At 43.3% G+C, this 25,573-nt stretch carries 16 protein-coding genes; 5 read left to right on the top strand and 11 right to left on the bottom strand.

Annotation, left to right across the window (positions count from 1 at the left end):
- Positions 1 to 3 precede the first annotated feature (3 nt).
- From BB427_RS09345 to BB427_RS09325, 5 genes are all read right to left on the bottom strand, one after another.
- Positions 4 to 825, bottom strand: coding sequence for a magnesium transporter MgtE N-terminal domain-containing protein (locus BB427_RS09345; protein WP_069020488.1), 822 nt, complete (start codon positions 823 to 825; stop codon positions 4 to 6).
- A gap of 9 nt (positions 826 to 834) precedes the next feature.
- Entirely contained in the window at positions 835 to 1,692 is an 858-nt protein-coding gene (locus tag BB427_RS09340; protein WP_069020487.1) for a mechanosensitive ion channel family protein, read from the bottom strand.
- A gap of 216 nt (positions 1,693 to 1,908) precedes the next feature.
- Positions 1,909 to 2,373, bottom strand: a complete 465-nt coding sequence (locus tag BB427_RS09335; protein WP_069020486.1) for a pyridoxamine 5'-phosphate oxidase family protein — start codon at positions 2,371 to 2,373, stop codon at positions 1,909 to 1,911.
- Positions 2,374 to 2,435: 62 nt separating this feature from the next.
- Entirely contained in the window at positions 2,436 to 2,990 is a 555-nt protein-coding gene (locus BB427_RS09330) for a type 1 glutamine amidotransferase domain-containing protein (RefSeq protein WP_069020485.1), read from the bottom strand.
- Between the two features lie 173 nt (positions 2,991 to 3,163).
- Entirely contained in the window at positions 3,164 to 5,167 is a 2,004-nt protein-coding gene (locus BB427_RS09325) for an alpha-amylase (protein WP_069020484.1), read from the bottom strand.
- Between the two features lie 265 nt (positions 5,168 to 5,432).
- Here BB427_RS09325 and BB427_RS09320 point away from each other — a divergent pair, with 265 nt between their 5' ends.
- Both BB427_RS09320 and BB427_RS09315 read left to right on the top strand, forming a co-directional pair.
- The gene (locus tag BB427_RS09320) at positions 5,433 to 6,392 is read left to right on the top strand and encodes an MBL fold metallo-hydrolase (RefSeq protein WP_069020483.1); all 960 of its coding nucleotides are present in this window, start codon (positions 5,433 to 5,435) and stop codon (positions 6,390 to 6,392) included.
- Positions 6,393 to 6,782: 390 nt separating this feature from the next.
- Positions 6,783 to 13,946 carry an Ig-like domain-containing protein gene (locus BB427_RS09315; RefSeq protein ID WP_069020482.1) on the top strand — a complete coding sequence of 2,388 codons (7,164 nt, stop codon included), beginning with the start codon at positions 6,783 to 6,785 and terminating at the stop codon, positions 13,944 to 13,946.
- A gap of 111 nt (positions 13,947 to 14,057) precedes the next feature.
- Here BB427_RS09315 and BB427_RS09310 read toward each other — a convergent pair whose 3' ends face one another.
- Complete coding sequence (locus BB427_RS09310) at positions 14,058 to 14,792, bottom strand: substrate-binding periplasmic protein (RefSeq protein WP_254663614.1); 735 nt, start codon at positions 14,790 to 14,792, stop codon at positions 14,058 to 14,060.
- A 297-nt stretch (positions 14,793 to 15,089) separates the two neighbouring features.
- On the opposite strand from BB427_RS09310, the gene BB427_RS09305 reads away from it, so the two are divergent.
- Complete coding sequence (locus BB427_RS09305) at positions 15,090 to 17,696, top strand: ExeM/NucH family extracellular endonuclease (protein ID WP_069020480.1); 2,607 nt, start codon at positions 15,090 to 15,092, stop codon at positions 17,694 to 17,696.
- 363 nt (positions 17,697 to 18,059) lie between these two features.
- Here BB427_RS09305 and BB427_RS09295 read toward each other — a convergent pair whose 3' ends face one another.
- From BB427_RS09295 to BB427_RS09275, 5 genes are all read right to left on the bottom strand, one after another.
- Positions 18,060 to 18,557 (bottom strand): GrpB family protein, encoded by a 498-nt coding sequence (locus tag BB427_RS09295; RefSeq protein ID WP_083229860.1) that lies wholly within the window; start codon positions 18,555 to 18,557, stop codon positions 18,060 to 18,062.
- A 51-nt stretch (positions 18,558 to 18,608) separates the two neighbouring features.
- Entirely contained in the window at positions 18,609 to 19,073 is a 465-nt protein-coding gene (locus BB427_RS09290) for a GNAT family N-acetyltransferase (RefSeq protein ID WP_069020478.1), read from the bottom strand.
- 64 nt (positions 19,074 to 19,137) lie between these two features.
- Positions 19,138 to 19,608: an energy transducer TonB gene (locus BB427_RS09285; protein WP_039491296.1), complete on the bottom strand. Its 471-nt coding sequence runs from the start codon at positions 19,606 to 19,608 to the stop codon at positions 19,138 to 19,140.
- A 142-nt stretch (positions 19,609 to 19,750) separates the two neighbouring features.
- The gene (locus BB427_RS09280; RefSeq protein WP_083229859.1) at positions 19,751 to 20,278 is read right to left on the bottom strand and encodes a GNAT family N-acetyltransferase; all 528 of its coding nucleotides are present in this window, start codon (positions 20,276 to 20,278) and stop codon (positions 19,751 to 19,753) included.
- An 83-nt stretch (positions 20,279 to 20,361) separates the two neighbouring features.
- Entirely contained in the window at positions 20,362 to 21,528 is a 1,167-nt protein-coding gene (locus tag BB427_RS09275; RefSeq protein WP_069020474.1) for an MFS transporter, read from the bottom strand.
- A gap of 100 nt (positions 21,529 to 21,628) precedes the next feature.
- On the opposite strand from BB427_RS09275, the gene BB427_RS09270 reads away from it, so the two are divergent.
- Complete coding sequence (locus tag BB427_RS09270) at positions 21,629 to 22,516, top strand: LysR family transcriptional regulator (RefSeq protein ID WP_069020472.1); 888 nt, start codon at positions 21,629 to 21,631, stop codon at positions 22,514 to 22,516.
- Between the two features lie 168 nt (positions 22,517 to 22,684).
- The gene (locus tag BB427_RS09265; protein WP_069020470.1) at positions 22,685 to 24,976 is read left to right on the top strand and encodes an InlB B-repeat-containing protein; all 2,292 of its coding nucleotides are present in this window, start codon (positions 22,685 to 22,687) and stop codon (positions 24,974 to 24,976) included.
- Positions 24,977 to 25,573 lie beyond the last annotated feature (597 nt).

Raw genomic sequence — 25,573 nt, 5'->3', positions numbered from 1 at the left:
CGCTTATTTCCCCTTGACCTTAACTGGCACCAATGTATCTAACATACTGACAAACGAACTGGTATAGGCATCTAATAAATCTAAAGATTCACTTGGCTTGTCTTGTGTTTCGTCCATTCGGCCAAGTGCACTTCTCACTCTGTAATGTGGCAATACCCCAATAAAATCACCACTTCGATTGGCAACTGCAACCTGATCTTGTTGCGCCCAAACGGGCGATTTCAATGCACTATGCAACTCGGTATAACCACTTAGAGAAACGACGTGAGTATCCATCAAATCTGCAATTTTCTGTTGCGGCGCTTTTCGAAGCAAATGAGTTAGTGACAACTGACCGACCACATGGCGATGCTGATTTACCACATAAACTAGCGCAAACCCGATATAGTCACGCTTTTTTAAGCGCAGTAGTGACTCCTCAACTGTCATTGTTTCTTCAAGAATTAATACGTCCGTCTCAACCCACGCTCCCACGGTATAATCAGGGTAGCTAATTAACATCTTACAGAGAGTTTGTCGTCTTACTGAAATGAGATTAAGAAAACGAGCAAGTTCTTCGTCCTGTAAATGCCTTAAGATAGCAGCAATATCAGCCAACTTCATTTTGCCAAGCCATCTCGCAATATCCACATCCGTTTGCGTTATCAGAATTTCCGCGGCACTGCGGGGCTGCATGACTTTAAGCACGTTTAAAGCAACTTCATTTGGTAACGTTTTTAGTAACTCGGCAGCCACATCTGGTGTTTGCAAAGAAAGTAAGCGCGCGGCGCCTGCTGGCTCTTCTTGTAAAAAGTGTTGCGCAATTTTGAGGTTTAACGCTGACATAGAGCCTCCCTACTGCTTACTTGAATGGCTGTGTGTCGCGGTAATATGTGCCGATTCTTTTAAAAATTGCCTTGCCGGTATTAGGGTTCTCCCTTTTTGGGTTTCAATCACTAACATCGTTGCTGTGATTTCGGTGAGCGTGCCTGAAACGCCTGCAATTTCAATTTGATCGTTAATTCGACAGTGACGCAGCGCTTGTTTTGCCGCGACGGTATTTGCGATTAACTCTCGACTACCAAGGCCAAAGGCCAACGCAACTCCTGCACACAATACGCCCGTCAACACCACCACCATATTGGTCACAAATTGAATATTGATCCCTAATTGCTCAATACCGATTACCGTTGCGGTAAATAGAATCGCGAGCTTGGCTATGTTACCCGCGACTTCGACTCGCGCAAACCCAACGGACTGCGCTCCGGCTCTTGCCATAGCACTGGCCAAATTGCCAAGCAGATAACCACCAACGATAATAAATATACCAGCGAGTAGATTTGGTAAGTAACTAAGTAGCGAGGAGATCCAATCACTGAAGAAGTTTAAGCCAAGGCTGGACGTGGCTGCTGCGATAAAAAACATCATCGTGACCCAAAACACGGTTTTCCCTATTAATCGAGCGTGTTTTAGATTTAGCTGAAGCGTTTGTTCAGTTTGCACTCGTTGGCTCAAGCCCGCCAATGCGCGATTGCAAAGCTTAAATAACGAAATAGTCAGTTTGCTCAATAGCCACGCCACTATCCATCCGACGAGCAGCATAAGTGCCGCGCCCAATAGTTGCGGTGTATGAGTAACAAGTTGATTGATTAATTGCTCGTAACTGGCAGATAAGGCCTGTTGCCAATTATCAAAGGTATCCCCGGTGGCCATGTACACTCCTGAATTCGCTGAAACAACTTACTTTTAAATCAATACATTCATTGTTATCACAGTGTTAGCCGTTGTCCAGAGAATTCCCCAAAGTCCTAAATATTTAAACTACCAACAATACATTTGGGAACATTTTCATGTAAGTGGAAGCAATGAAGACGCAAAAACAAGTACCGTCTTTGCGCCCTAGTTGTTTCTTTATATTGGGTGATATAGCTACCTAAAGCGGATGGTTTCTCGCTCACCCATTTCTTCCGGTTCCACATTTTTGCCCACGGCTAGTTTTAATAAGCCGCTCAAGTCGGGGCTAACATGCCAAATTTCAGCATCATCCAGTTCAAAACGGAGCATGATAAGGTCGGGGTCATCTTTACCCTTTTCAAACCAGCTCTCGGCCTGTCTTGACCAATGAGCATCAAGTACGTCTTGTCGTGTTTCTTCAATTAAGTGTCCGCGAATACAAGCAAATACATTGTGCCCTTTACTGGAAAATTGTGCTGTTGCTTTGCCACACTTAGCAATCCGATTTGTTTTACTGGTAAAAAACCAAAACTCGCCGTTGGCGTCTTTATCCAACTGTGCTCGCATTGGCTCATGGTGATTATTGTCATCACTCAAACCAATCATCACATTGGGGCTGCTGTCTAGCGCTTCCCAAAAAGTTTTCTTTATGTCTGACATTATCTTCTCCTTATTTATACCAATTAGCGTCTGCTCGAAACGGTACAAACCCACTCTTTCAATTAATTGATAGTATCTTGATGCAGAGCCTCAATAATTGCTTCATTAAAGGCATCAAGATCATTTGGATTGCGACTTGTGATCAAGTTGTCGTCTACCGCAACTTTTAGGTCAATCCAGTCTGCGCCTGCATTTTTAAGATCGGTTTTGATACTTGGGAAAGAGGTAAGCGTTTTTCCCTCCACCAACTGGGCCTCGATTAACAGCCAAGGGCCGTGGCATATCGCTGCAATTGGACGCTTATTACCAAACTGTGAAAAGGCTTGAATAAATTTAACCGCAGATTTTTCCTGCCTTAGTCTGTCAGGGTTGAATAACCCGCCTGGTAAAACGAGCCCAGCATATTTACTGGGTATGGCTTCATCCAAGGTTAAATCAACGGCGACTTTCTCACCCCAATGGTCTTCATCCCAAGCGGTAATATATCCCTTTTTTAATGAAATGATATCAACATTAAATCCTGCGCTTTCAAGCGCCTGCTTGGGTTTAATCAGCTCACTTTGTTCGAATCCATCAGTGGCTAAGATCGCGACTGAAATATTGTCTGACTCCGTCATCATTCTCTCCTTCAATACGTTACTGATATTGAGATAGAAGCGCATGCAGAATTGATACCACCATATAACCTTATGATATATATAAATATTAAAGATTAATGTATTGATTGGATGTAATCTTTACAGAACTGAGGAATGTAAATCTGGACTAGGTTAGCCCTAGTCCATCTTTATTATAATGAAGAGATAGAGGCTGAGTTTGTGCCAAACTCAAACACGTTCAATTTTCCGCATTGAGCAAAGTGATTATTGCTCGTGTATGGCGTGTCTTGTTGGTTAATATCCCCTTCCCAACCTTGACCATTTTTGACGAATGCTTTTACTTCAAACCAACCGTTGAATGTTTTGCTACAGTCCATTTCTACTTCCAGCAACCAGTAATGTGCTCCCCATTGATTGAGTGACATGACGCCAAAACCATCGCTGTCGTAACGTTTTTCCACGCCCCAGTTAGCAGGCCAAATATTGGTTGTCCAATCCAGCGGACTCCCTTCAGCGTCACTAGACTGCCCAGTTTCAGCCGCTAGCCAATCCAATCTGGTATCAGCCACTTTCCAAGCCGAAGTTGTCATGTTTCGCATGTTCAAATGCTTGATAGGTAAAGAGCAAAGCGTAGGGTCGGCGCTACAATCAATCCCTTGCTGCAATGCTGCGGCATGATCAAGGCCACCTCGAACGAACATATCCTGGCCAGATTGAGTTTCTGCTTTAATAAAGACTAATGTGCGTTGCCAATCACCGGTCTCTGGTGGTGTTGCCAGTTTACTTTGATGATGAATGGCTATGGCATCCATAGCAGCTAAATTAATTTGTGCGTAACCATTGGTATCAACTTCGATGCTTCTACCCGCGCAGTTTTCTTGGCCGATACCTCCACTTAGCACATCACAATAGGTTCCGGCAGAAAGCCCCGTTTGCAGGCTTTGAACCATACTAGAAGATTCTCGGTTAATAGCGACAAAGCCTAAATCACCTCGAGAAAATGCAATTTGGTTATTACCATTGTCCCACCAATTTGCTACAGTCCAATTGCCATTAGTATGATTTCTAAACTGCATTGCACCTGCAATCATTGGGCGACGATGCTCACACTGCCATAATTGACTGGTGCAATTGAGGTTACCATTTTGATGAACAGGCACCGAAGGGCCGCCAGCATCGGTGTCGCCATTAAATTCGTAGCTCGACATCACTTTAGGATAACCATAAGGATATGCCAGCATAAATACATTCGCTAAATCGTACAGTTTACCATCATGAAAGGTAACGATGGACCCTGCTCCACCATGGCCGCGTTGGTTGTCATGGTTGTCTGTAAATACCACGGCTTTATAACTTGGCATCATACCCCAAGCTTCGCCAAAGCTTTTTAACCAAGCCAACTTGCCTTGCTTAAATGTCTCGCTCAGTTTAATGCTGTATTTAAACTCAGTGACTAAACCATTTTGATGATATTCAGAAGCAGAAACCGCCTCGCCTCCTTGATCAATCACCTCTTGGAAAACGACCGCTGGTTGATTTAACTTGGCTAACACATCGCCAATATCACTTGCAGGCATGTGCTTGCTTGCATCTAACCTAAACCCTGCCACGCCCAGAGACTGTAAATCGTTCAAAAAGCCCGCTAGGGTATTTTGTACGTAGCTCGCATCGGTGTCTAAATCATGAAGCCCTACGAGTTCGCAGTGCTGTACTCGCCATGCATTATTACCGTAGTCTTCAGGGTTTATTGCACAGGTTTCATGAAAATCTTGTGGACTATAGATAGGATATTGTTTGTTGCCAAAAGTGTTACCCGCAACTCCGGTGCCGCTGCCATGAGCCATGTGGTTTATAACGGCATCAACATAGATATCTACTCCGACAGATTTACACCTCGCGACCATATCGGCAAATTCGGCTCGACTGCCACTACGACTCGCAATCTCATAACTGACTGGCTGATAACGAGTCCACCATTGATCCCCTGTAATATGCTCATTGGGTGGTGATACTTGCACTGCCGCGTAGCCATTTGGCCCCAAAAACGTTTCACACTCTGCAGCAACATCAGCCCAAGACCATTCGAATAAATGAACGAATGTTGTTGGGTCGCCTTCAGCGGCATGTGCAGGTGTAACGCAACTGGATGCTAACAACACTCCCGCTGCAATTTGGTTTAGTTTTATATTTTTCATTATTGCGCCTCTTATTCACACAAGATTAACAATATAGAATTCCTAGCTAAACAATCTATTGAATACGTATGCATAAGATCATCGATGTTCGACTGCTGAACGATAATTTGAGGCTTTAAAAAGCGAGTTTAATAAGGTGACACGCTTGCTTACACTTTAAGTAGCGTACGCGCTTGAACTCATTTTGGAGAAAATGTAGTTTCAATTGGTCTTTGAAGTAGACAGCTTCAAGTACTGATATAAATAATAACAATATGGATAAACGATGCTAAATCGAATCAAATCAGGGCTCATGATTGTTGGGCTCTTCTGTGCTCACGTCAGTGCACAATCTCAATCACTTGAGTTAGAAGCCGTTTCGGTCTCAAAGAATGTCTATAGCGTAATATCTCCTTTTTATGGCAGACCAACAGTTGAAAATAAAGGGTGGAATTCAAACAGTCATTTTATTATTACGACTCAAGGTGTGTTAGTGTTCGATTCTGGTTCATCCGAGCACATTGGTAACGCTATTATCGCAGCAGTTAAACGTGTAACTGAACAGCCAATTCGCTGGGTAGTCAACTCTCATAGCCATGCCGATCATTGGCTTGGTAATGCCGCTTTTGCAAAGCTCGGTGCAGAGCTTATCTCCACCTCTTTGTCCGCTGAGACGATGAAAAGCGATGGACCGGTTGATGTTAAGGCGTTTTTTAATATGACTAAAGGCGCAACTGGTGAGAGCACACTCGCCATCCCTACCTCAACCATTTTACATCAACAAGCCCGTGCTTTTGGTGATACTGAAGTTGAATTTGTGCTCGCCAACGACGGCCATTCGCCAGGTGATGTTATGCTTTGGCTACCCAAACAACGCATTCTAATTGGAGGTGACGTAGTAAACTCCAACTTTATGCCCATCATGACACCTAGAGGTAACATTACCCAGCTCATTTCGGTACTCAAAGAAGTGGAGCAATTAAGCCCTCTCCTCGTACTAACCGGACACGGGGAAAATACCTCGGTGAAATCAGTTTCTAGAGATATTCAATTTTTAACTTATGCCTCGAATGCAGTACATGAAGCACTAGTAAAAGGTACAACGCCAGCAAAGATACAAGAATCATTACAAGCTACATTGCGTACAAAGTTCGGTAAAGCGTATCAAGATTTTGATACCAGTATTTCGTACCTATTGGAAATGATGATTGATAAACAGCGGCTTCAGTTTTCTCCAACAACATAAATATAACAACAGAGGAAGTTGATGTAGCTTTGAAAGTAACAACACAGCCAGCCTCCTCTAGTCAAAAATGAATGCCAACCCAATAATTGACATTAACAAAACGAACGATATTAAACCAGACCAATTAATAACTTTATTCATCAAATTACATTGAAATATTGTTAATAAATTTGTTCTATTAAATTTTTACGAAAAAAACAATTGCAAAAATAAAAACAAAAATCCTATAAGTCCCTGTTTTAGGTGACGGTTTTTAATAACTGTCGATACTAGGTTTCAAAACATCAACTACACTCAAATGACATCTTTGTATAAAAAACCCACAAAGGTGCATCCAAAGCAGTTCTATTAATGTTATCAACCTAGTAACTGAAACACTCAGGGGTCACTATGATTACACAGCGCTCACTTTTAAGCCGTGTTCGTAAGATTGTCTCTAACAGCTGCATAGCTGGCAGTATATTTTTCGCCTTAACCTCATCCGCATTTGCACTCGAAAATTGGAAGAAAGTCGAACGACTCACGCCATCAGATGAAGTGACAAATGCTGATGAACTGGTCTTTAAAGTCACGTTTGTTAATGCACATACCGTTGCACCAACTGCCAGTGACTTTACGATTCTAGGCGATGAAGATAAACAAGACGCCGACAACAACACAACTGTTGACACAGGTAGTAAAACAACCGCATCAGTCACACAAGTCACCGTCGACTCAGGTAACAGCTCGATTTACCATGTTACGCTCTCTGGAGGCGACCTTGCCAGCTACAATGGTGTTGTCTCATTGTTACCGGCGAGTAACCGTATTAAGCCTGAAGTGTTTGAGGCCTACTATGTTAGTAATGGCACAACGTTGCCTGCTTCAGATAAACTCATGGTATTTGACTACGCCGACCAAACAAGCGAATTGAGTAACGGTAACTTTGGTGCAACTGCAGCAGAAGCCAGAGCGAATGCTGATGCAATGTGCAAAAGTAAATTTATCCGCAAGCATAGCCGCTTAAACAATAAAATTGATAGTTCAGCAACAACCGCTGTAAGTAATGGACCTGTGAAGGCACACGCGGTTATGTCATTCACTGCATCGGATGATATCGCCAGTCTTGACACCAATTACAGTATGCCTAATGTCAATGTCTATAATAGCGGAGGCGTTAAGCTTGCTGACGCCAACTGGGATGACTTTGTTAACGGCACACTTAGCGCTCTTAATAGTAATGTGTTCAGCACCCCATCCGACATACTAGAAAATTCGGGAAACGTAAAATACTTTTGGAGCTTTTCAGAATCCAATGGCACTCTAAGTACCGCAAGCAACTGCTCAGGAGGCACTTCATCCTCAAGTAGCGTCAAAGGAATAGTCAATCAAAATGGCAGCTGGTACGCGTTAATCGGCAGTATTCCCTGTAATAACGCTATCAACTTTATCTGTGTTGCATGGCATGAGTCAGCCTATCTAGACGCTAATATCTCCAACACAGCTCCTACAATTAGCAATTTACCAACGAGTTTTACTGTGACAGAAGATGTCGCGACAACGGTTGATCTCTCCGCAGTAACGTTAGCTGATGGAGAAGATGACAACTTAACAGTCACCTTAGCGCTGGACAGCGGCACCATCGCAAGCACTGATGGTAATGGTACAGTGAGCAGCGTCACAGTGGCGGGGAGTGGCACAGCGAGTATGACATTAAGTGGGTCAGCGACTGCGCTTAATACCTACCTTGATGTGACGACTAAACTCAACATAACCACAGCAACAGACAACACAACGGCAATGACGCTTACGGTCACACCGAATGATGGTACCGTTGATGGTAGTGCCGCAACCAGCACCGTAAACGTCACGGCAGTCAACGATAAGCCAACGTTTACTTCCACAGCAGTCACTACATCGACTGAGGATTCAGTGTACAAATATTCAGTGACAACTAGCGACCCAGACAAAGACGCAGTCACCGTTTCCATCTCGGCTAGTACTCCGCTTCCTAGCTGGTTAAGCTTAAACACAAGCACAGAGGCAACAGTGTCGACCCTTGCAGGTCAAAGTTCCGGCTATGCAGATGGTACAGGCACTGCCGCCTCGTTTAAATCGCCGTATGACTTGGTAACCGACAGTAACGGTAACGTGTACGTCGCTGACTATGGTAACCATGTTATCCGTAAAATAACCCCTGAAGGGGTAGTAACGACACTAGCTGGTTCTGGAAGTGCAGGCTCTGACGACGGAACAGGAAGCGCAGCTTCGTTTAACTTCCCCAAAGCCGTTACGCTAGATTCATCTGGTAATGTTTACGTTGCAGATTCTTCTAACAATACTATTCGTAAAGTTACGCCAGCAGGTGTAGTAACGACCTTTGCTGGTAGCGGCACCTACGGTAGCGATGATGGAACGGGTACAGCTGCAACCTTCGCAGCACCAACTGGGATTACTATTGACAGCAACGGGAATCTTTATGTCGTAGAGACAAACCCTCATATTGTTCGTAAAATTACACCTGCAGGCGTCGTAACCACCTTTGCTGGTAGTAAAAATTCGTCGGGATTTACGGACGCAACGGGAACATCTGCAACATTCAACTTCCCTTATAATGGTGGCAGTAATAGCAATAACGACCTATTTATTGCTGACCGCAACAATCACGCTATTCGTAAAATAACTTCGGCAAGCGTTGTAACCACTTTTGCAGGCACAGGCTCTGCAGGTTCAACAAACGGTACAGGAACGCAAGCAAGCTTTAATAAACCTTATGATGTGGCCACAGATAGCGCAGATAACCTTTACGTAACCGAGCAAGCTGCACACACCATTCGTAAAATCACCAGTACTGGAGTGGTAACAACCTATGCAGGAAGCGCAGGGGCTTCAGGAAATACCGACGGCCTAGTAAGTGTGGCACGCTTTAGTCAACCCTATGGCATTGCAGTTGACAGTAATGACGTTGTGTACGTTGCAGATACTGGTAACCATCGAATTCGAAAGATATCACCTGCTGAAACGACCTTAACAGGTACACCGACCAACGACGATGTTGGCGATCACTATATTTGTTTAATTGTTTCCGATGGTACTGAGACCAGCGAGCAGTGCTTCACCATTACGGTTACAAATGTCAATGATGCCCCCGTAGTCGCAACGAATACAGGTTTAACGCTTGATGTAGGCACAACGATAAACATCACGAATTCTGCTCTGTCTGCAAGCGATGTGGATGATAGCGGTACAGGTTTAACGTATACGGTAACTACCTTGCCAAGTCACGGAAGCCTCTTTGTAGATGCCAACAGTAACGACAGCTTAGACAGTGGTGAAGCACTCGGCAGTAATGGCACATTCACACAAGCTGATATTGAGAGCGGTAATCTCTTTTATACCCACGACAACTCTCAAAATGCGAGTGATAGTTTTGTCTTTTCACTAGAGGATGGTTTGGAAGACGGTGTTACCGCTATTACCAACCAAACCTTTAGTTTTGTAGTTGAGCTAAATAAAGCACCTGTTATTAGCGGTACCCCAGCGGCTACCGTTAACGAAAATGTTGCATATAGCTTTACACCTACTGCGACTGACGAAGATAACGACACCTTAACATTTAGCATCACTAATAAACCAAGCTGGGCAACCTTTAGCACCTCAACCGGTAGTTTAACGGGAACACCTAGTTATACCGATGCTGGTGCATACAATGGTATTGTTATTACAGTGAGTGATGGTACAGCCAGCGATACCCTGAATTTTGATATTACTGTCGTCAATGTGAATCGCACACCAAGTATTAGTGGAACACCAGCGACCAGCGTGGATGAAAATAGTAGTTATAGCTTCACTCCAACCGCCTCTGATCCTGATGGAGATACGCTTACTTTCAGTATTACCAATAAACCAAGTTGGGCTACTTTCAGCACTAGCACAGGAGCCCTGAGCGGCACGCCAAGTTTTACTGATGCAGGTGACTACAGTGGTATTGTAATAACGGCCAGCGATGGCAGCGCAACACAAACGCTAAGCTTTAATATTAATGTTGTAAATGTGAATCGGGCACCATCTATCAGTGGTACTCCGTCTACTTCGGTACTTGAAGGTGGTGTTTATAATTTCACACCAACAGCAAGCGACCCTGATAATGACAACCTGAGTTTTTCCATTACTAATCAGCCAGGTTGGGTATCATTTAGTTCGACGACTGGAGCACTAACGGGAATTCCAGACTTCGATCAGTCGGGTACTTACAGTGGTATTGTCATCACGGTAAGTGATGGTAGTGCAACTCAAAACCTGACATTTTCTATCACCGTAAACGATGTGAATCGAGCTCCCACAATAAGTGGAACACCTGCTTCTACGGTAAATGAAGGAGTAGTTTATAGCTTTACCCCAAGTGCTTCCGATGAGGATAATGATAATCTTACTTTTAGCATTACCAATGCACCTGATTGGTCAACATTCAGTAGTACAACGGGTACACTAACTGGTACTCCTACCTTTAATGACGGTGGTGAGCAATACAACATCACAATCAGTGTCAGTGATGGTAATGAAAGCGCAAACCTTAGCTTCACACTAAGTGTGGTCAACATCAATCGCTTGCCAACTATCAGTGGTACACCCGGCGTGAAAGTCACTGTGGGAGAAAACTATAGTTTTATACCCGCTGCAACAGATGAAGATGAGGACACGCTAAACTTTACGATCACGAATAAGCCAAGCTGGGCATCATTCTCAGCATCAACCGGCGAACTATCTGGTACACCATCAGAGACAGATATTGGTACGACTAGCGGTATTCAAATCAGTGTCAGTGATGGCACTGACAATGCGAACCTACCAGCATTTAACCTTGAAGTGGTTGCTGAAAATACAGCACCAACGGGTGAAAACCTTTCGCTAAGCGTTAAGGAAGATACCTCTTTAACTATTCTGCCGACGTTACAAGATGCCGAAGATGATACCTTGACGCTGACAATTGGTAGTCAGCCAGCAAATGGGTCATTAACCAGCAGTGGTGGTACAGGCTGGGTATATCAACCAGGAGCTGACTTCAATGGTGACGATAGCTTTACCTATTCAGTGAGCGATGGAGAGCTACAAAGTGATAGCTATACCGTTACATTAACTATCACAGCTGTAAATGACTTACCTATTGCAAATAACGATAACTTCCAGCTTGATGGTAGTGCCAATAATACATTCACCCTGAATGTGTTAGCCAATGATACGGATGTTGATGGAGATACCCTCATTATTGAAGGCGTCAAGGCAAGTTTAGGCAGCGCAAGCGTAGTCGACAATGCACTACAGTATACAGCTCCAAGTAACTTCGCAGGCTCTGTCACTCTGAATTACGCTATTCGTGATGGTCATGGTGGTCGAGCTAAAGCGAGTGCGCTGTTAGAAATAAGTGGTGCAGTCAATGGTGAACCTCCTGTTGTCACCGCCCCTGCCGATCTAGAAGTTAATGCTACGGGTCTATTCACTAAAGTGAACTTGGGTACTGCGACAGCACTCAATAGCAGCGGTGAGCCTTTACCTGTTACGCTAACAGAAGGTAAAACCATTTTTGCACCGGGTGTACATAACGTCTACTGGCAAGCAACAGATGCAAACGGTAATTTAGGAACCGATCAACAGCTGTTGAGAGTTAATCCGCTAGTATCGTTAAGTAAAGATAAAACGATTGCTGAAGGCACTAGGATAGATATTCAAGTGCTCCTAAATGGCCCTGCTCCACAATATCCAGTAACCGTCGACTACACGGTGACGGGCAGCGCAACATCTGGTGTGGATCATGACTTGAATAGTGGCTCAGTAACGATAAACTCAGGTACAAAAGCCAATATTTCAATTCAAACTGTTGCAGATGGGGAGTTTGAGGGTGATGAGACGATCACTGTCAGCTTGAATAGCGGTGTTAATCTTGGTGCAAAACGGGAAACCACTATTACGGTGAGTGAACAAAATATTGCGCCTGAAGTCTCGCTAGTTGTCACTCAGAACGACCAAAACCGGTTAACCGTTAGCCAAGATGAAGGAACGGTATCTGTCGTTGCAACGGTAAGTGATCCAAATGTTGGTGATACTGTGGCGAGCACATGGAAAGTAACGGGCATGACTTCCGACCAATATACGGAAGATACACTGCAACTGAGCTTTAACCCTCAGGATCTACAACCAGGCACTTACAAGGTGACACACACCGCAACAGATTCAAGTAGTGCACAAGATAGTGATAGCGTATTTATCCAAGTGACCCAATCATTGCAGCAATTATCTGATACGGAAGATACCGATGGCGATCTCATCCCTGACAGCCAAGAAGGTTATGCCGATGACGACGGTGACGGGATCCCTGATTTCCAAGATGCGATCACCGAGTGTAATGTTATGCCTCAAGAAGTGGTGACACAGGATGGCTTCTTAGTTGAAGGTAACCCTGGAGTCTGTTTACGTAAAGGCGAGTTTACCGCGAGCGGTGAAACTGGTGGCCTACTTATGACAGATGACGAGGGTAACTCACAACTGGGCAGCGATGATGATGCACAAATCACTGGCGGCTTGTTTGACTTTATCGCTTATGGATTACCTAAAGCAGGTCAAGTGTATCAATTAGTGATGCCACAGCGCTTACCAATCCCAAGAGATGCCGTTTACCGTAAGTTTAAAGCGTCATCAGGCCTTTGGGTGAACTTTGTGGAAGACGCAAATAACCTTGTCTTTAGTGCAGAAGGTGAACCTGGCATTTGTCCTCCTCCAGGAGATGAAAACTGGTCGTCAGGACTGACTGAAGGTCATTGGTGTGTGCAACTTCAGATAGAAGATGGTGGTATCAATGATGACGATGGTGAAGCAAATGGCAGTATCGTAGATCCAGGAGGTGTGGGTGTACTACTTTCAAATAATCAGATGCCTGTAGCCCTAGACGATACAATTAGTATGAAGTGGAACACCAATATTACTATTGACGTCTTAGCGAATGACACTGATGCTGATGGAGATATGCTTACCATAGCAAATGCGTCAGCCAGTTTTGGCGAAGTACAGATCAATTCAGATAATACCCTGTACTACACACCAAACGCAGGCTATGTCGGAGTTGATACTTTGAATTACGCCATAACTGATGGTAATGGAGGAACCGCGGGAGCGAGCGTTATCATTACTGTAATTGCCAATACAGCTCCCATAACGGTTTCCGATGTTGCAACGGTTGTCTCAGGAAAGCCAATTACCATTAATGTGCTAGCAAACGACAGTGACAGTGATGGCGATACGCTGCAAGTAACTGAGGCAACGGCACAGCACGGTAGTGTCGCAGTTAATGCTGATTACAGCATAACCTATCAGTCAAATTCTGGGTTTGTTGGCAGTGAAACCGTTACCTACACAATCACAGATGGTGAGGCGAGTGTTCAAGGTAGTGTGAATATTACTGTCAACAAAGCACCTACCGATACCGTCACGAACAAGAGTGATGGCGGTAGTATGCCATTATGGTTGATTTGGGTCAGTCTAGCACTTGCTGTAGTTCGCCGTTGGCAAGCTACTACGCGTTAACCACCTTAACAGGTTAACAACCTCACGATAAGGGGTGATGAAGTTAAGCTTCATCACCCCTTCTTTTTGCAATAAAACACTGTGCTAACAGAAGCGAGTATACTAGTTTATTCACTCATCTAAATGATACTTTTTAAGTGTTGCCTGATAAATACCATTCGTCTTAAGTTGTATCAAACCCTTATTGAACAATTCAATAATTTCTATTGCATTCGGATGAGATTTGCTAACGCCAATATGAAGCGGCCATTGTGCTATGGTCGGTTGATGTACTTTGAAGCTGTGAAATTCAGCGTGTTGAGATTGTAAATACACAAAAGCAAGCTCGTCGCTAACTACAGCATCTACTCGCGCTTTATTGAGAAGCGACAAACAGGAAGTCAGGTTTGTGAGCTTTTCTAGGCGAATTTGTGGGATCTGAGCGAGTGCAATTTCAGAACGAAAGCCCCGAATAGCACATACACTTAGTCCTTTAAGATCGTCCAACTCTTTAAAATGAATGGTTGGCTCTGTACGTGAAATAAGTACCAGCCTATTACTGTAATAAGCATTGCTAAAAATAAAGCGTTCATCGCGACTTTCAGAACGCCATAAAGCGGGGATCATATCGACCTGCCCTTTTTCAACCATTCGCATGGCACGACTGAATGGCATAATGAGCATTTCAAAATCTTGATTCTCGGCCTTAAATGCCGCGCGAACTAAATCAACAGTAAAACCGGAATGTTCGTTAATGACGTAGGGAGGCCAAACATTATGTGCTCCCACTATGGCATCATTTGCCGATGATGTGCATGACAGGGCAATAAACAGAAGGCATGACTGTTTTACACTCTTTATCGCCATGTTTACGCACTCCCGCCTTCACTTTCAAACTAAGTTGACTGGCAACTTTGCTACAAATACTTGCTCCGATCCTAATTGAGTATAGCGCAACCGTTGCATCTCGAAATATACACATAATTGCTCACAGGCAACGTTTGAATATGGCATAAAATTCAACGACTTTTGTCCTTCAACACACAATTTAGTGTAAACCAATGTAAACAAACAGTGAAGTTTAATTGAATTGTCATCAATAGCGCTTAAAATACTGCGTCCGAATAAAAATTCGGATAATTCTAATACACGGGAAAATAAAAAATGATTAAAAAATCTATCCTAGCTTCAGCTATTGCATTAGCTTGCCTAAATGCACAAGCAGAGGTGATTATCTCTGAGTATGTTGAAGGTAGCAGTTATAACAAAGCCATTGAGCTCTACAATGGTAGTGACGAAGCTGTCGATCTAACTGGTTACTCAGTCAATTTTTTCTTTAATGGCGCAACAGAAGCTCGCACGAATATAGAACTAAGTGGTGAACTTGCGGCTAAATCAACTTATGTTATTGCTCATGCTGACTCCGCAGCAGAGATCATCGCAAAGGCACAGTTAACAAACACAAGTAGCTGGTTTAATGGTGATGACGCCGTTACGCTTACGCTCAATGGTGCAGTTGTTGATAGCCTAGGTCAGGTTGGTGTCGACCCAGGTAGTGAATGGATTGATGGCGATATTAGAACAAAAGATAAAACGCTTGTCAGAGATCCTGCAATAACCACTGGCCGCACCGATGCAACTTCTGCATTTGTTGGCGCTGGACAATGGCTTGCACTTGCTAAAGACGATTTTAGCAACCTAGGTATCCACATTAATGGCGGTGACGTACCTGAGCCAGAGCCTGTTATCTGTGGCGAAAATAATACCTTGATCAGTGCCATTCAGGGCGCAGGCGATGCAAGTCCATTAGCTGGAGAAACGGTTGAAGTTCAAGCTGTTGTCACTGCAAGCATGCAATCAGATGCAGGGCTTGGTGGCTTCTTCATTCAAGAAGAAAGCACTGACTATGATGCTGATAGTAATACTTCCGAAGGTATTTTTGTCGTATATACTGCAACACCAGTAAGTACAGGAGATGTGGTTAAATTACGTGGTAAAGTTGAAGAGAAGTATGGTCAAACTCAACTTATTAACGTCGACGCAATTGAGTTATGTGGTTCTGCTACGGCTTCAGCGACTAGCGTTACTTTACCTGCAGAGAATGGTCTTGAAGCCTACGAAGGCATGTTGGTTTCGATTTCAAATGAGTTGGTCGTTAACGATACATACGGACTTGCGCGCTACGGCGAAGTACGCTTAGGTACTGAACGTTTATACCAAAGCACTCAAGTAGCTACTCCTGGTGATGCAGCAAACCAGCTAGAAGCTGAGAACAAGCGCAAAGAAATTTTACTCGATGATGGTTCATCAGTACAAAACCCTGACGTTATTCCTTACCCATCACCCACACTAGATGCCTATAACACTTTACGACTGGGCGATTCTGTGACAGGCCTTGAGGGTGTAATGGGATATGGTTATAGCCAATACCGTATTCACCCAACAACAACACCAAACTTTGTTCATACTAATCTACGTACAGAAGCACCTCAGGTAGAAGTGCGTGGAGATTTACGTATTGCTAGTTTCAACGTATTAAACTACTTCAATGGTGACGGTCAAGGTGCAGGCTTCCCAACGTCACGTGGTGCTGACAATCTAGAAGAATTTGAACGCCAAAAAGCAAAAACGGTTGCTGCAATTTCGGCGCTCGATGCCGATATTATTGGTCTACTTGAAGTAGAAAATGACGGCTTTGGTGAGTTTAGTGCGATTGCCGATCTCGTTAACGCTTTGAACGCGACAGACTCTGCTAACACTTACGCATTTGTAAACCTTAATGTTGACCAAGTGGGTGGGGATGCAATTACATCCGGTATCATCTATCGTAGTAACAAGGTAGCTGAAGTAGGCACGCCAGCATTTACCGAAGCAGTACCATTTGATTACGGTAACCGTCCTCCTATCGTACAAACTTTCAAAGAGGCAAACGGTGAAGAAATCTTCACTGTGGTAATGGCCCATTTACGCTCTAAAGGCAGTTGTTCAAAAGCTGAGGGCTTAGATCAAGACCAAAATGATGGTCAGGGTTGTTGGAACCAAACTCGAGTCACAGCGGTTAATACCCTAGCAACTTGGCTTGGCACAAATCCGACAGGAGTTGCAGAAGATGATGTGATTATTCTAGGTGACATGAACGCGTACGCTCAGGAAGATCCAATCAACACCTATGTCGAGAATGGTTATGCCAACATCAAGCAAACGCTTCATGGCAATAGCTTAGATTATTCATACGTGTATCAAGGACGTATCGGTAGCCTAGATCACGCCTTTGCTTCAAACACGATGATGGAAAAAGTAAAGTCAGTAACGGATTGGCATATCAATGCTGACGAACCCGTTGCGCTAGATTACAACACTGAGTACAAGTCAGATACTCACAAAGCGAGTCTTTATGCGGCGCACGCTTATCGCGCATCGGATCATGACCCAGTAGTTATCGACCTTAACCTTGCTAAAGAGCCGACAATTATTGAAGGCGAGTTTACAGGCCTTGCAGGTTGGTTCTGGTGGCAACATCGCTCAATCGAGCTACCAGCGGGCTTTGATAAACTAGAAGTATCAATCACAGGTCAAGGCGAAGCAGACTTATATGTGCGCCATAAGAAAATGCCAAACTTCTTCAAGTACGACTGTCGTCCATACCTTTGGGGGAGTGAAGAAAGCTGTGTATTTGACGAGCCTGCGGAAGGTAAATGGAATTTCCGCCTGCGCGGCTTATTCCCTTACTACAATGTAACTATCAAATATAAAGCGACAAAAGCGAATTAAAGTAATAACCATGGTAAAGGGAAGCAATTAGCTTCCCTTTCTTTTAAGAATAATTAGCATAAACCTATTTTTGTGCAGGTCTGCGTGCGTATAGGGCATTCTTGTGCGTTAGTGATCAATGGGGGCTGGATTGTTGTATCACCACCGGCAATCATCGGTGTATATTTGTTATTAAGTGTCTTACTATTTACCGAAAGTTCTACAAGCTTACTTTTCTTGAGCTTAATTTTCATTTTTATATTCCTTATCAATGATTTTTTGATTTGCCAATCGACTTAAATAACTCATTCAAGAGACTGGTACTTTGAAGCTATCAGTTTACTCACGCTTGGTAAAGTAACACGGGGTGAATTTCAATCATCGTTAAGCTAATACCCGGCTAATAAACGGCCACTTTTGTTGAGTATATTGCTCGCGGTCATCTTTGTATTCTTGTGCTAACCTCTGCTTTAACACACAGTACTCAGCTCTTAAATCTGATGATGCTCTTAATTTATCCCTAAAAGAAATACGCTCTTGCCAAAGTAGGCTGTTGAAAGGAACAGGATGTAAGTGATGGGTTCTAAACTCAGGCGTTGGTTTGCAAAACCAGTGCATTACGTCAGCTTTATAGGGGTAATAACAATAACCGTGTTGAGTGAGCACTTGGATGGCTTCTTTTGACGCCACTAGTGACTTAACACCCACCATAATATCTATCACAGGCTTAGCAACCATACCAACCACAGCTGTACTACCCACATGCTCAATACCACCTTCAATCCAAGGGCATAGCAAAGGCGCTAACCTTAGCTTTTCATCTTGGAACATCCGTGGCCAATCTTGATTATATTTAGAAAGTGAAATAGCTTGGTCTGCCATTGGAAGGAGGATCCCATAGTTGCGTCAGGTTCGGTTTGGAAGAGTATACAACTAAAGCAAAGCTTTACTCATCACCACGACATCAACGCCTCGGTAATTGACGTTTTCGAGCGGTTGCCAGCCAAGTTTCCGATAAAGTCCACCTTTTGGGTGTTCCGTTTGTAAATATAACGTTTTAACACCGAATTTAATGGCTAATCGCTCCGCTTCTTTGACTAAGCGTGACGCTAGTTTATTTCCACGATAAGGCTTGTCCACATAGACACCACCAATCCAGTGTTCTTTATCTGTGTAGATGCTCATTTCATGAAATTTAAGCTGCACGACTCCTGCGACTGTATCGCCATCAAGCGCAACGATTACACAAGGAATGGCGGACTCGTTAAGATAATCTAAAAGCTTTTGCTCAAAACGCTCTACAGAAGCCTCTTCAACAATGCTCCCCCACTCGTCAAAATACCACTTAGCAATAATTGGTATCAGCGCTTTGTGCTGCGCTAAAAGTTCAAATTCCATTTTAATTGCCTCAAATCATAAAAGCGCGGATACGTTCGCGCGCTATGCAGTAAAACTGCTACACTTAACGCCCCGGAATGGAGGTGAATTCACAGTTTCGCTTTGCTTCATCCAAATTTTTTTGCCCTTGAATTACAAAATAATCAAGCTTCGCATCGATTAATATAGCCTGACGCGCAGGGTTATTATCATCGGGGTTCCAACGCCACTTTCTTACAGCCTGAAGTGCGCTGATATCAAAAACGCCCTCGGGATAACTGCTGGTAATTTTATAGCTTCCCACTCTCCCATCAGGGGTTATACCTAACGTCAAAGAAACACATCCCGATATCCCACCTTTGGCCGCCTCTATTGGATATATGGGTTCTATCCGGCGTTTTTGAATCCAATAACCATCCGCTTGAGTTTTGATGGGTAAATGTCGCATATCTACATAGCGAATATGTTTTAGCTCTTCAGCTGTTAACGGCACAGAAGTGTTACTAGTTTGACATCCAGAGAGTAGTAGCAACGCCAGAACGGTTATTCTTTTCATGTCACATTTAATCCTTTAAAATCAAGCACTGTAATTAGTTCCCTTTTATAGGTCAAGCTTCATAAACTCAAGTTAATTTCTATTTAACTGGAAGTTTAGAGCTAACTCATTGTTTTAAAATCACCTTAAATTATTTCCTTATCTAGCAACTCAGGTTATTTAATTGATAGATATAGACATCATGCTTTTCACCGCCTATATCCAAAAAGGCTTTTAAACGAGTTTTGCGTCTCATCCCTAACTTGAGTATCAACCGCTGCGACTGCAGATTCTCAACGGCGCATATGGCCTGAATTGTATCTACAGAGAGACTTTGAAAAGCCTCCTTTATCAGCGCTGCTGCAGCCTCATAACCGTAGCCGCAACCAATTTCATCCTCCGCTAATCGAAATCCAATTTCACCAACCTTTTTCTCTTCGTCGACATATTTAAAAACGAGTTCACCAATAAGTTGAGCCTGTGGCTTTTTAACGATCGCAAGGATCAAACGCTCATCGACCGCACCTTTCCAGGGCTGACAAGCTTGAATTAGCCTCTCTTTTGCCGACTCGAGTGTGGCTGGCGCACCGATATATTTTGACGTATTTGGGTTTTTCCGATGGCTGTAAACCGCAGCTAAGTCGTCCATTGTCATTCGCCTTATGGATAAACGTTCTGTTTCGAACTGCATTGTTATTTTTCCCTACCCTAAGATCACATACATAGCCACCAGTCTCATAGATAAACGCTATGTAGCAGAAACCCCGCACTCTATTACTCTTTACAAATCGGCATAAATACAGTGCGTAAATGCCGCCAGGTTATAAACAGTAACAGCGCACAACCAAAAACGAGTGCCGCGAGTGACTCAAGGCCACTCAGTAGCCATCTGTTGACCAACCATGCCACGAAAGAAAAAAATAACAACTCAACCGCGCCGACTAGCGCATTTGCTGTTCCTGCTTTCTCTGGATGTAAAACGCCAATAAGATGCATGTAACTTGGAAAATAAGCGCCAAATACAAACATAATCGCAGCATAAGCAAGCAAAACAGCAAGCGCACTACCACTTGCAAATAGCAGCAATAACACGCTGACAACGAGCGCCGGCCAAGTCCAAATCACGATATCTAAATAAGCGCGCTTACGCTGCAATACCTTAGTTAATATTGACCCTATGAGTAAACCAAACATGGGGATCATCATCGCCTGACCTATTGCATTGGCTTCCAAGCCAAACTGCCTTGCCAATAAAAATGGCAGATACAGTTGAATGGTAAGATACAAAAAAGTAGGCAACCACTTGAGCGACGCGAGGGAAATAAACGAGCGGTTTAACAATAGACTTTGATATTCATTAAAGAGCGCTTTTGGCCTCAGCGACATAGTAATTTTACTGCTCTGCTGCATAGTTTTATAGCCATAAACCAGTATCAAAATATAATAAGCAAACGCAAACCATGACATCCCCTGCCACCCTACCCAGCCAGATAACACCCCAGCCAAGAATGGACTACAAATCGCAGTAACACTCACCGACATTGATAGCGTCGCCATCGCGCTTTTAAGTTCACTACCTGATAATCTAGCAGCAAGAAGCGTTCTACCAATTAACACCGGCGACGCAGCACCAATGCCTTGCAACACTCGACCGATAAAAAATACCTCGGCGCTAGATGCAATCGAACAAAAAACCGTCCCTAACAGCAAAATACCCAGCCCACTAAAAAATAAAGGTCTATCACCAAACTTATCTCGTAGCGGCCCAACCAGCAGTTGCGCAGCTCCTAGTGTAGTGAAATAGCTAATTACTGCTGCTTGTCCTTGACTAGGCGTAAGCTGTAAGGAATCCGTGATATTAGGTAAAACAGGGATATAGATTTGGCTTGCGATTTGAGAGCAAGACATCAGCAAAACAGCTAAAAACACAACTTGAAACACGTCAACCCCCTTGAATTTACTGAGGATGATTTTATCGAGCTTTTAATATCCAAAAAACAAGGTAATAATAAAAACACTTATTCTTGCTAGGAAATAATTAATGGATTGGCTAACCGGAGTGCGGAGTTTTAGCAAAGTTGTAGAGTTTGGCAGTTTTACTCGTGCCGCAGATGAAGAAGGTGTTTCAGCATCTGCAATGAGCAAGCGAATTGACTGGTTAGAACAACAGCTTGGCTTAACACTATTTATTCGTACTACTCGCCAAGTCAATCTCACTGAGGCTGGGGAGCACTTTTTACCGAAGGCTTCTCTATGGCTAGCGCAGTTTGAATGTTTAACTGATCACGGACAAGCACTGAATCAAGCGCCATCTGGTAGCTTAAAAATCGCTTCAACACTCGCGGTAGGCAGCACCATTTTAATGCCAAATATCGCCTCATTTTTAGCCAAATATCCCAAATTAAAAATTCATCTTAATGTCATCGCCCCTGGCGCGCACCCAGATCTTACTCACGATTTAGTGATCACACGCTACTATGAAGCTTTTGACTCAGCCTCTCATAAAGGCAGTCGACTCATTGATTATCAAATGCAGATCTTTGGTGCTCCTCACTATCTCAAACAACATGAGCCTATCAAGTCCCTTGATGATCTGCGCCAACATAAAATGTTGTTAAGCAGTTATTACCACAAACTAGGCGGGATTATTTTAGAAAATGGCGATGTCTTCCAGTTTGACAACTATAACTTTGTCTCTGATCAACTTGACGCTATGCTGACAGCTGCAGTACAAGGTTTGGGACTGGTATTTATTGCACCTAGCTATGTGAAAAGAGAACTCGACCAAGGTTTACTTATACCAGTATTGCCTGAAGTAAAATCCGAAACAAAACAATTATGGGCGTATTATCCCAAGACAAACTACACCCCCTATAAAACCCAGCTTTTTATCGAACATCTAAAAAATCACCTTAACTCAACAGAGTAGGGAAAACTGGCTTACACATTTGTTCACAATTCAAGTACAAAAAGTCCTCTAAAGATATAGCACTACATGGTAATTTAGGATGTTTACTCAATTTTGTAGTGCTAAACGGTACTTATCGAATATTTCGCTAATATCGTGCTACACATAATCACTTTAAAGGACTAACAAATGAGTTTTAATCTCTTTAAGAAAACCACACTGGCAACGCTAGTCTCTGGGCTAGCAGCAATGAATGTACAAGCAAGCCAACCGCTTAGTTTAGATACCATCACTAACCCAAAAATAAACTGTGACACAAAAATTGAATTATTGATGGCAAATGCAGCCAATGGCGCAAGTGACAATTTATTGCCCGCCGAAGCTATGTTGGATGTACTCAATACCCACTGCTACCAAGAACAAAAAACGACAACTGAAACTGAACGAAACCCGCCAGAGTTAAGATCAATCCAGTTGAGTTCCAACTCAGTTAATGTCAACAACGGTGACAAAACCGTTGATATTACATTAAGGTTTTATGATGAAAGCGGTGTAAAAGCCGCACGCGTTTATTTATCACCACCAACAGGCTTCAGTTGGGGTGGCAATAAATCTGCAGCCGCTGTTAATTGGCAAAAAACGGACGAGCCGGGAGTTTACGAAAGTACGGTTAGTTTCACTTTCACTGATGCCGACCTAAATGGTAAATGGTTTTTAACCCTAGGCCATATACTTGATGTAAACAACGCTGTTCGCTTTTGGCTGCGCGAGAGTGAAATTGAAGCTGCAGGCTTTAACCCACATATCATCGTCGCGAATGATAAAGTCTCAGAGGGCGTTAACCCTGAAATAAAATCTATTACGATTTCTGACACTGAAGTTGATGTAAATACAGGTGATAAAACGGTAAATATAGCCATAGAAGCTTATGACCACTCAACGATGTCTAAAGGTGTAATAAGGGTTTCACCACCTAGCCAATATAAATCACTTGCGATAAAACAGGTTGAGTCATCTGATTGGCAAGAAACGGACGTCGAAGGGGTGTATCGTTCGAATTACTCTTTTACCTTTACTGATAAAGCGTTACCAGGTGAATGGTTTGTTGCCTCAGCGATGCTAACTGATAGCAATGGGAATATGGGGGTTTACAATCGAGGTCACTTTAATCAACTCGGTCTACCGTCTGTTATTACGGTTAAAAATCAAACTGAACTAGATATTATGCCACCAAGCATCGACAATATCGCTTTTTCGTCACATCAATTGACCTCAACGAATGGTGAGCAAAACGTTACCTTAACCGTCACGGCGTCAGATATATCTGGCATGGCTAAAGGCTACTACTCTCTCAGGGCACCGGAAGGCTCCGAGGCAAAAGATAAACTATTTACCATAGAACAGTGGCAACAAGGCAGTGTTCAGAACACGTTTGTTGGCACTGCAAGCCTAAATTTCAGCACAGATGACTTGCAAAAAGGTCAAGGTGTTTGGCAGTTAGATGCCAACATTCAAATAGATTCTGCTGGCATTTATAGCCAAGGTGCAAAAGCACGAGAATTAACAACGTTAGGTGCCACGCCTTATATCTTTGTTGATGAAGAACAGATCAGTAAAATCTCAGTGAAAGATATAACGGGAGCAAAACAGGTAAAAACGGGAGCCAGCAATCGAGTTACGCTGGAAATAACTGAAAACACATTGTCCAGTTTACCGCGCCTATTTGATCTCTACCCCGATGCTGACGCCGCAGTCAAATTGGATTTCCATTCTATAGATCAAGGATATACAGTTGACTGCATCAACCTGAGTAACAGTCACTTATGTAGTTTTTCTGGCGCGTCTGATATTAAATCTGTTCAAGTTTCATTTACTGTAACGCCAAGCGAAGCCGGCGTGTTTACACCCTCTGTTCGCTTTTCATCAGAAGCCCCTGAATTAGACTACACAGACAACAAAGTCGCATTTCAGGTAACAAGCTATGAACCACAGCAATTTAGTGTCGTGTTTAAGAACTGGGATGGAAGCGTGCTTTCTACTCAAACTATTGAAGAAAATAGTGCAGCAACGGCTCCTCAAGTTCCGCCCCGGGAAGGTTATACATTTACTGGCTGGAATACCGACTTTAATAATGTCAATCAAGATCTTACCATTACGGCACAATTTGAGATTAACAAGTATCAAGTGAAGTTTGTGGATTGGAATGACACCGTCATCAAAACAGCAGAAGTTGCTCATGGACAAGCCGCAACGCCGCCCACTGAGCCAAAACGAAATGGTCATACATTTACCGGCTGGGATCTAGCTTTTGACCAAGTCACCAGTGAGCTGGTTGTAAAAGCACAGTACAAAGCGAACGCAACGCCAACGACGACCGATAAGGAAGATAAAGGCAGTTCAGGCGGTGCGTTCGGCTACTTGTTTATTCTATTGAGTAGCGTCGTGGTTGCAATTAGGCGCAAAACATTACGCTCGCGCTAACTGGAAATACCTTAAGGGAAGAATAGGCTCAACCAAGTAGCCGATTGAGTCTATTCTATTTAGCTGTAGTAGTGTGATTACCAAGGGATATTAAGGGTTTATGCGTATTCAAGTAGAAGCAACAACGACCAAAGTAAACCGAACGAGTTGGCAGCTAGATAGCTTCTTAAAATCAAGTAGTTAACCTGCTTAATTGCTCAGGCTAGCGGCCTTTGTACGCGTAAAAAATATAATTACTTATTAGGGCAAGTTTAGGCGTAATGAACACCTAACAAGCGCTGAGCAATGCAGGGAAAGCTTACATAATACTAGCTAGGAAAGTGAGAGCCTCCAAAAAGCCTGTTTTTTCTAAGTAAGCCATAGTATAAACAACACCAACTCTGTCGCCGAGCCGGTTGCGGCTCAATCCAACAAGCGATTATGCAACACAAACTGCGTGTCGCATAAATACTAAAATGTTATGTGCCAATTAGGTTTGAAGTTCGGTGAAAATAAAAATTACAGATATCTTTCGTAAAGGGATAATTGCCAGGGTGGGATTCCACTTTGCTTATAGATTAACCAAAGAGTAACTCCGTCCTAAAATCACCGTTCCAA

This window comes from Pseudoalteromonas sp. BMB (assembly GCF_001709235.1).
Taxonomy (GTDB): domain Bacteria; phylum Pseudomonadota; class Gammaproteobacteria; order Enterobacterales; family Alteromonadaceae; genus Pseudoalteromonas; species Pseudoalteromonas maricaloris.
This window is presented reverse-complemented; position numbering and strand designations above follow the sequence as displayed.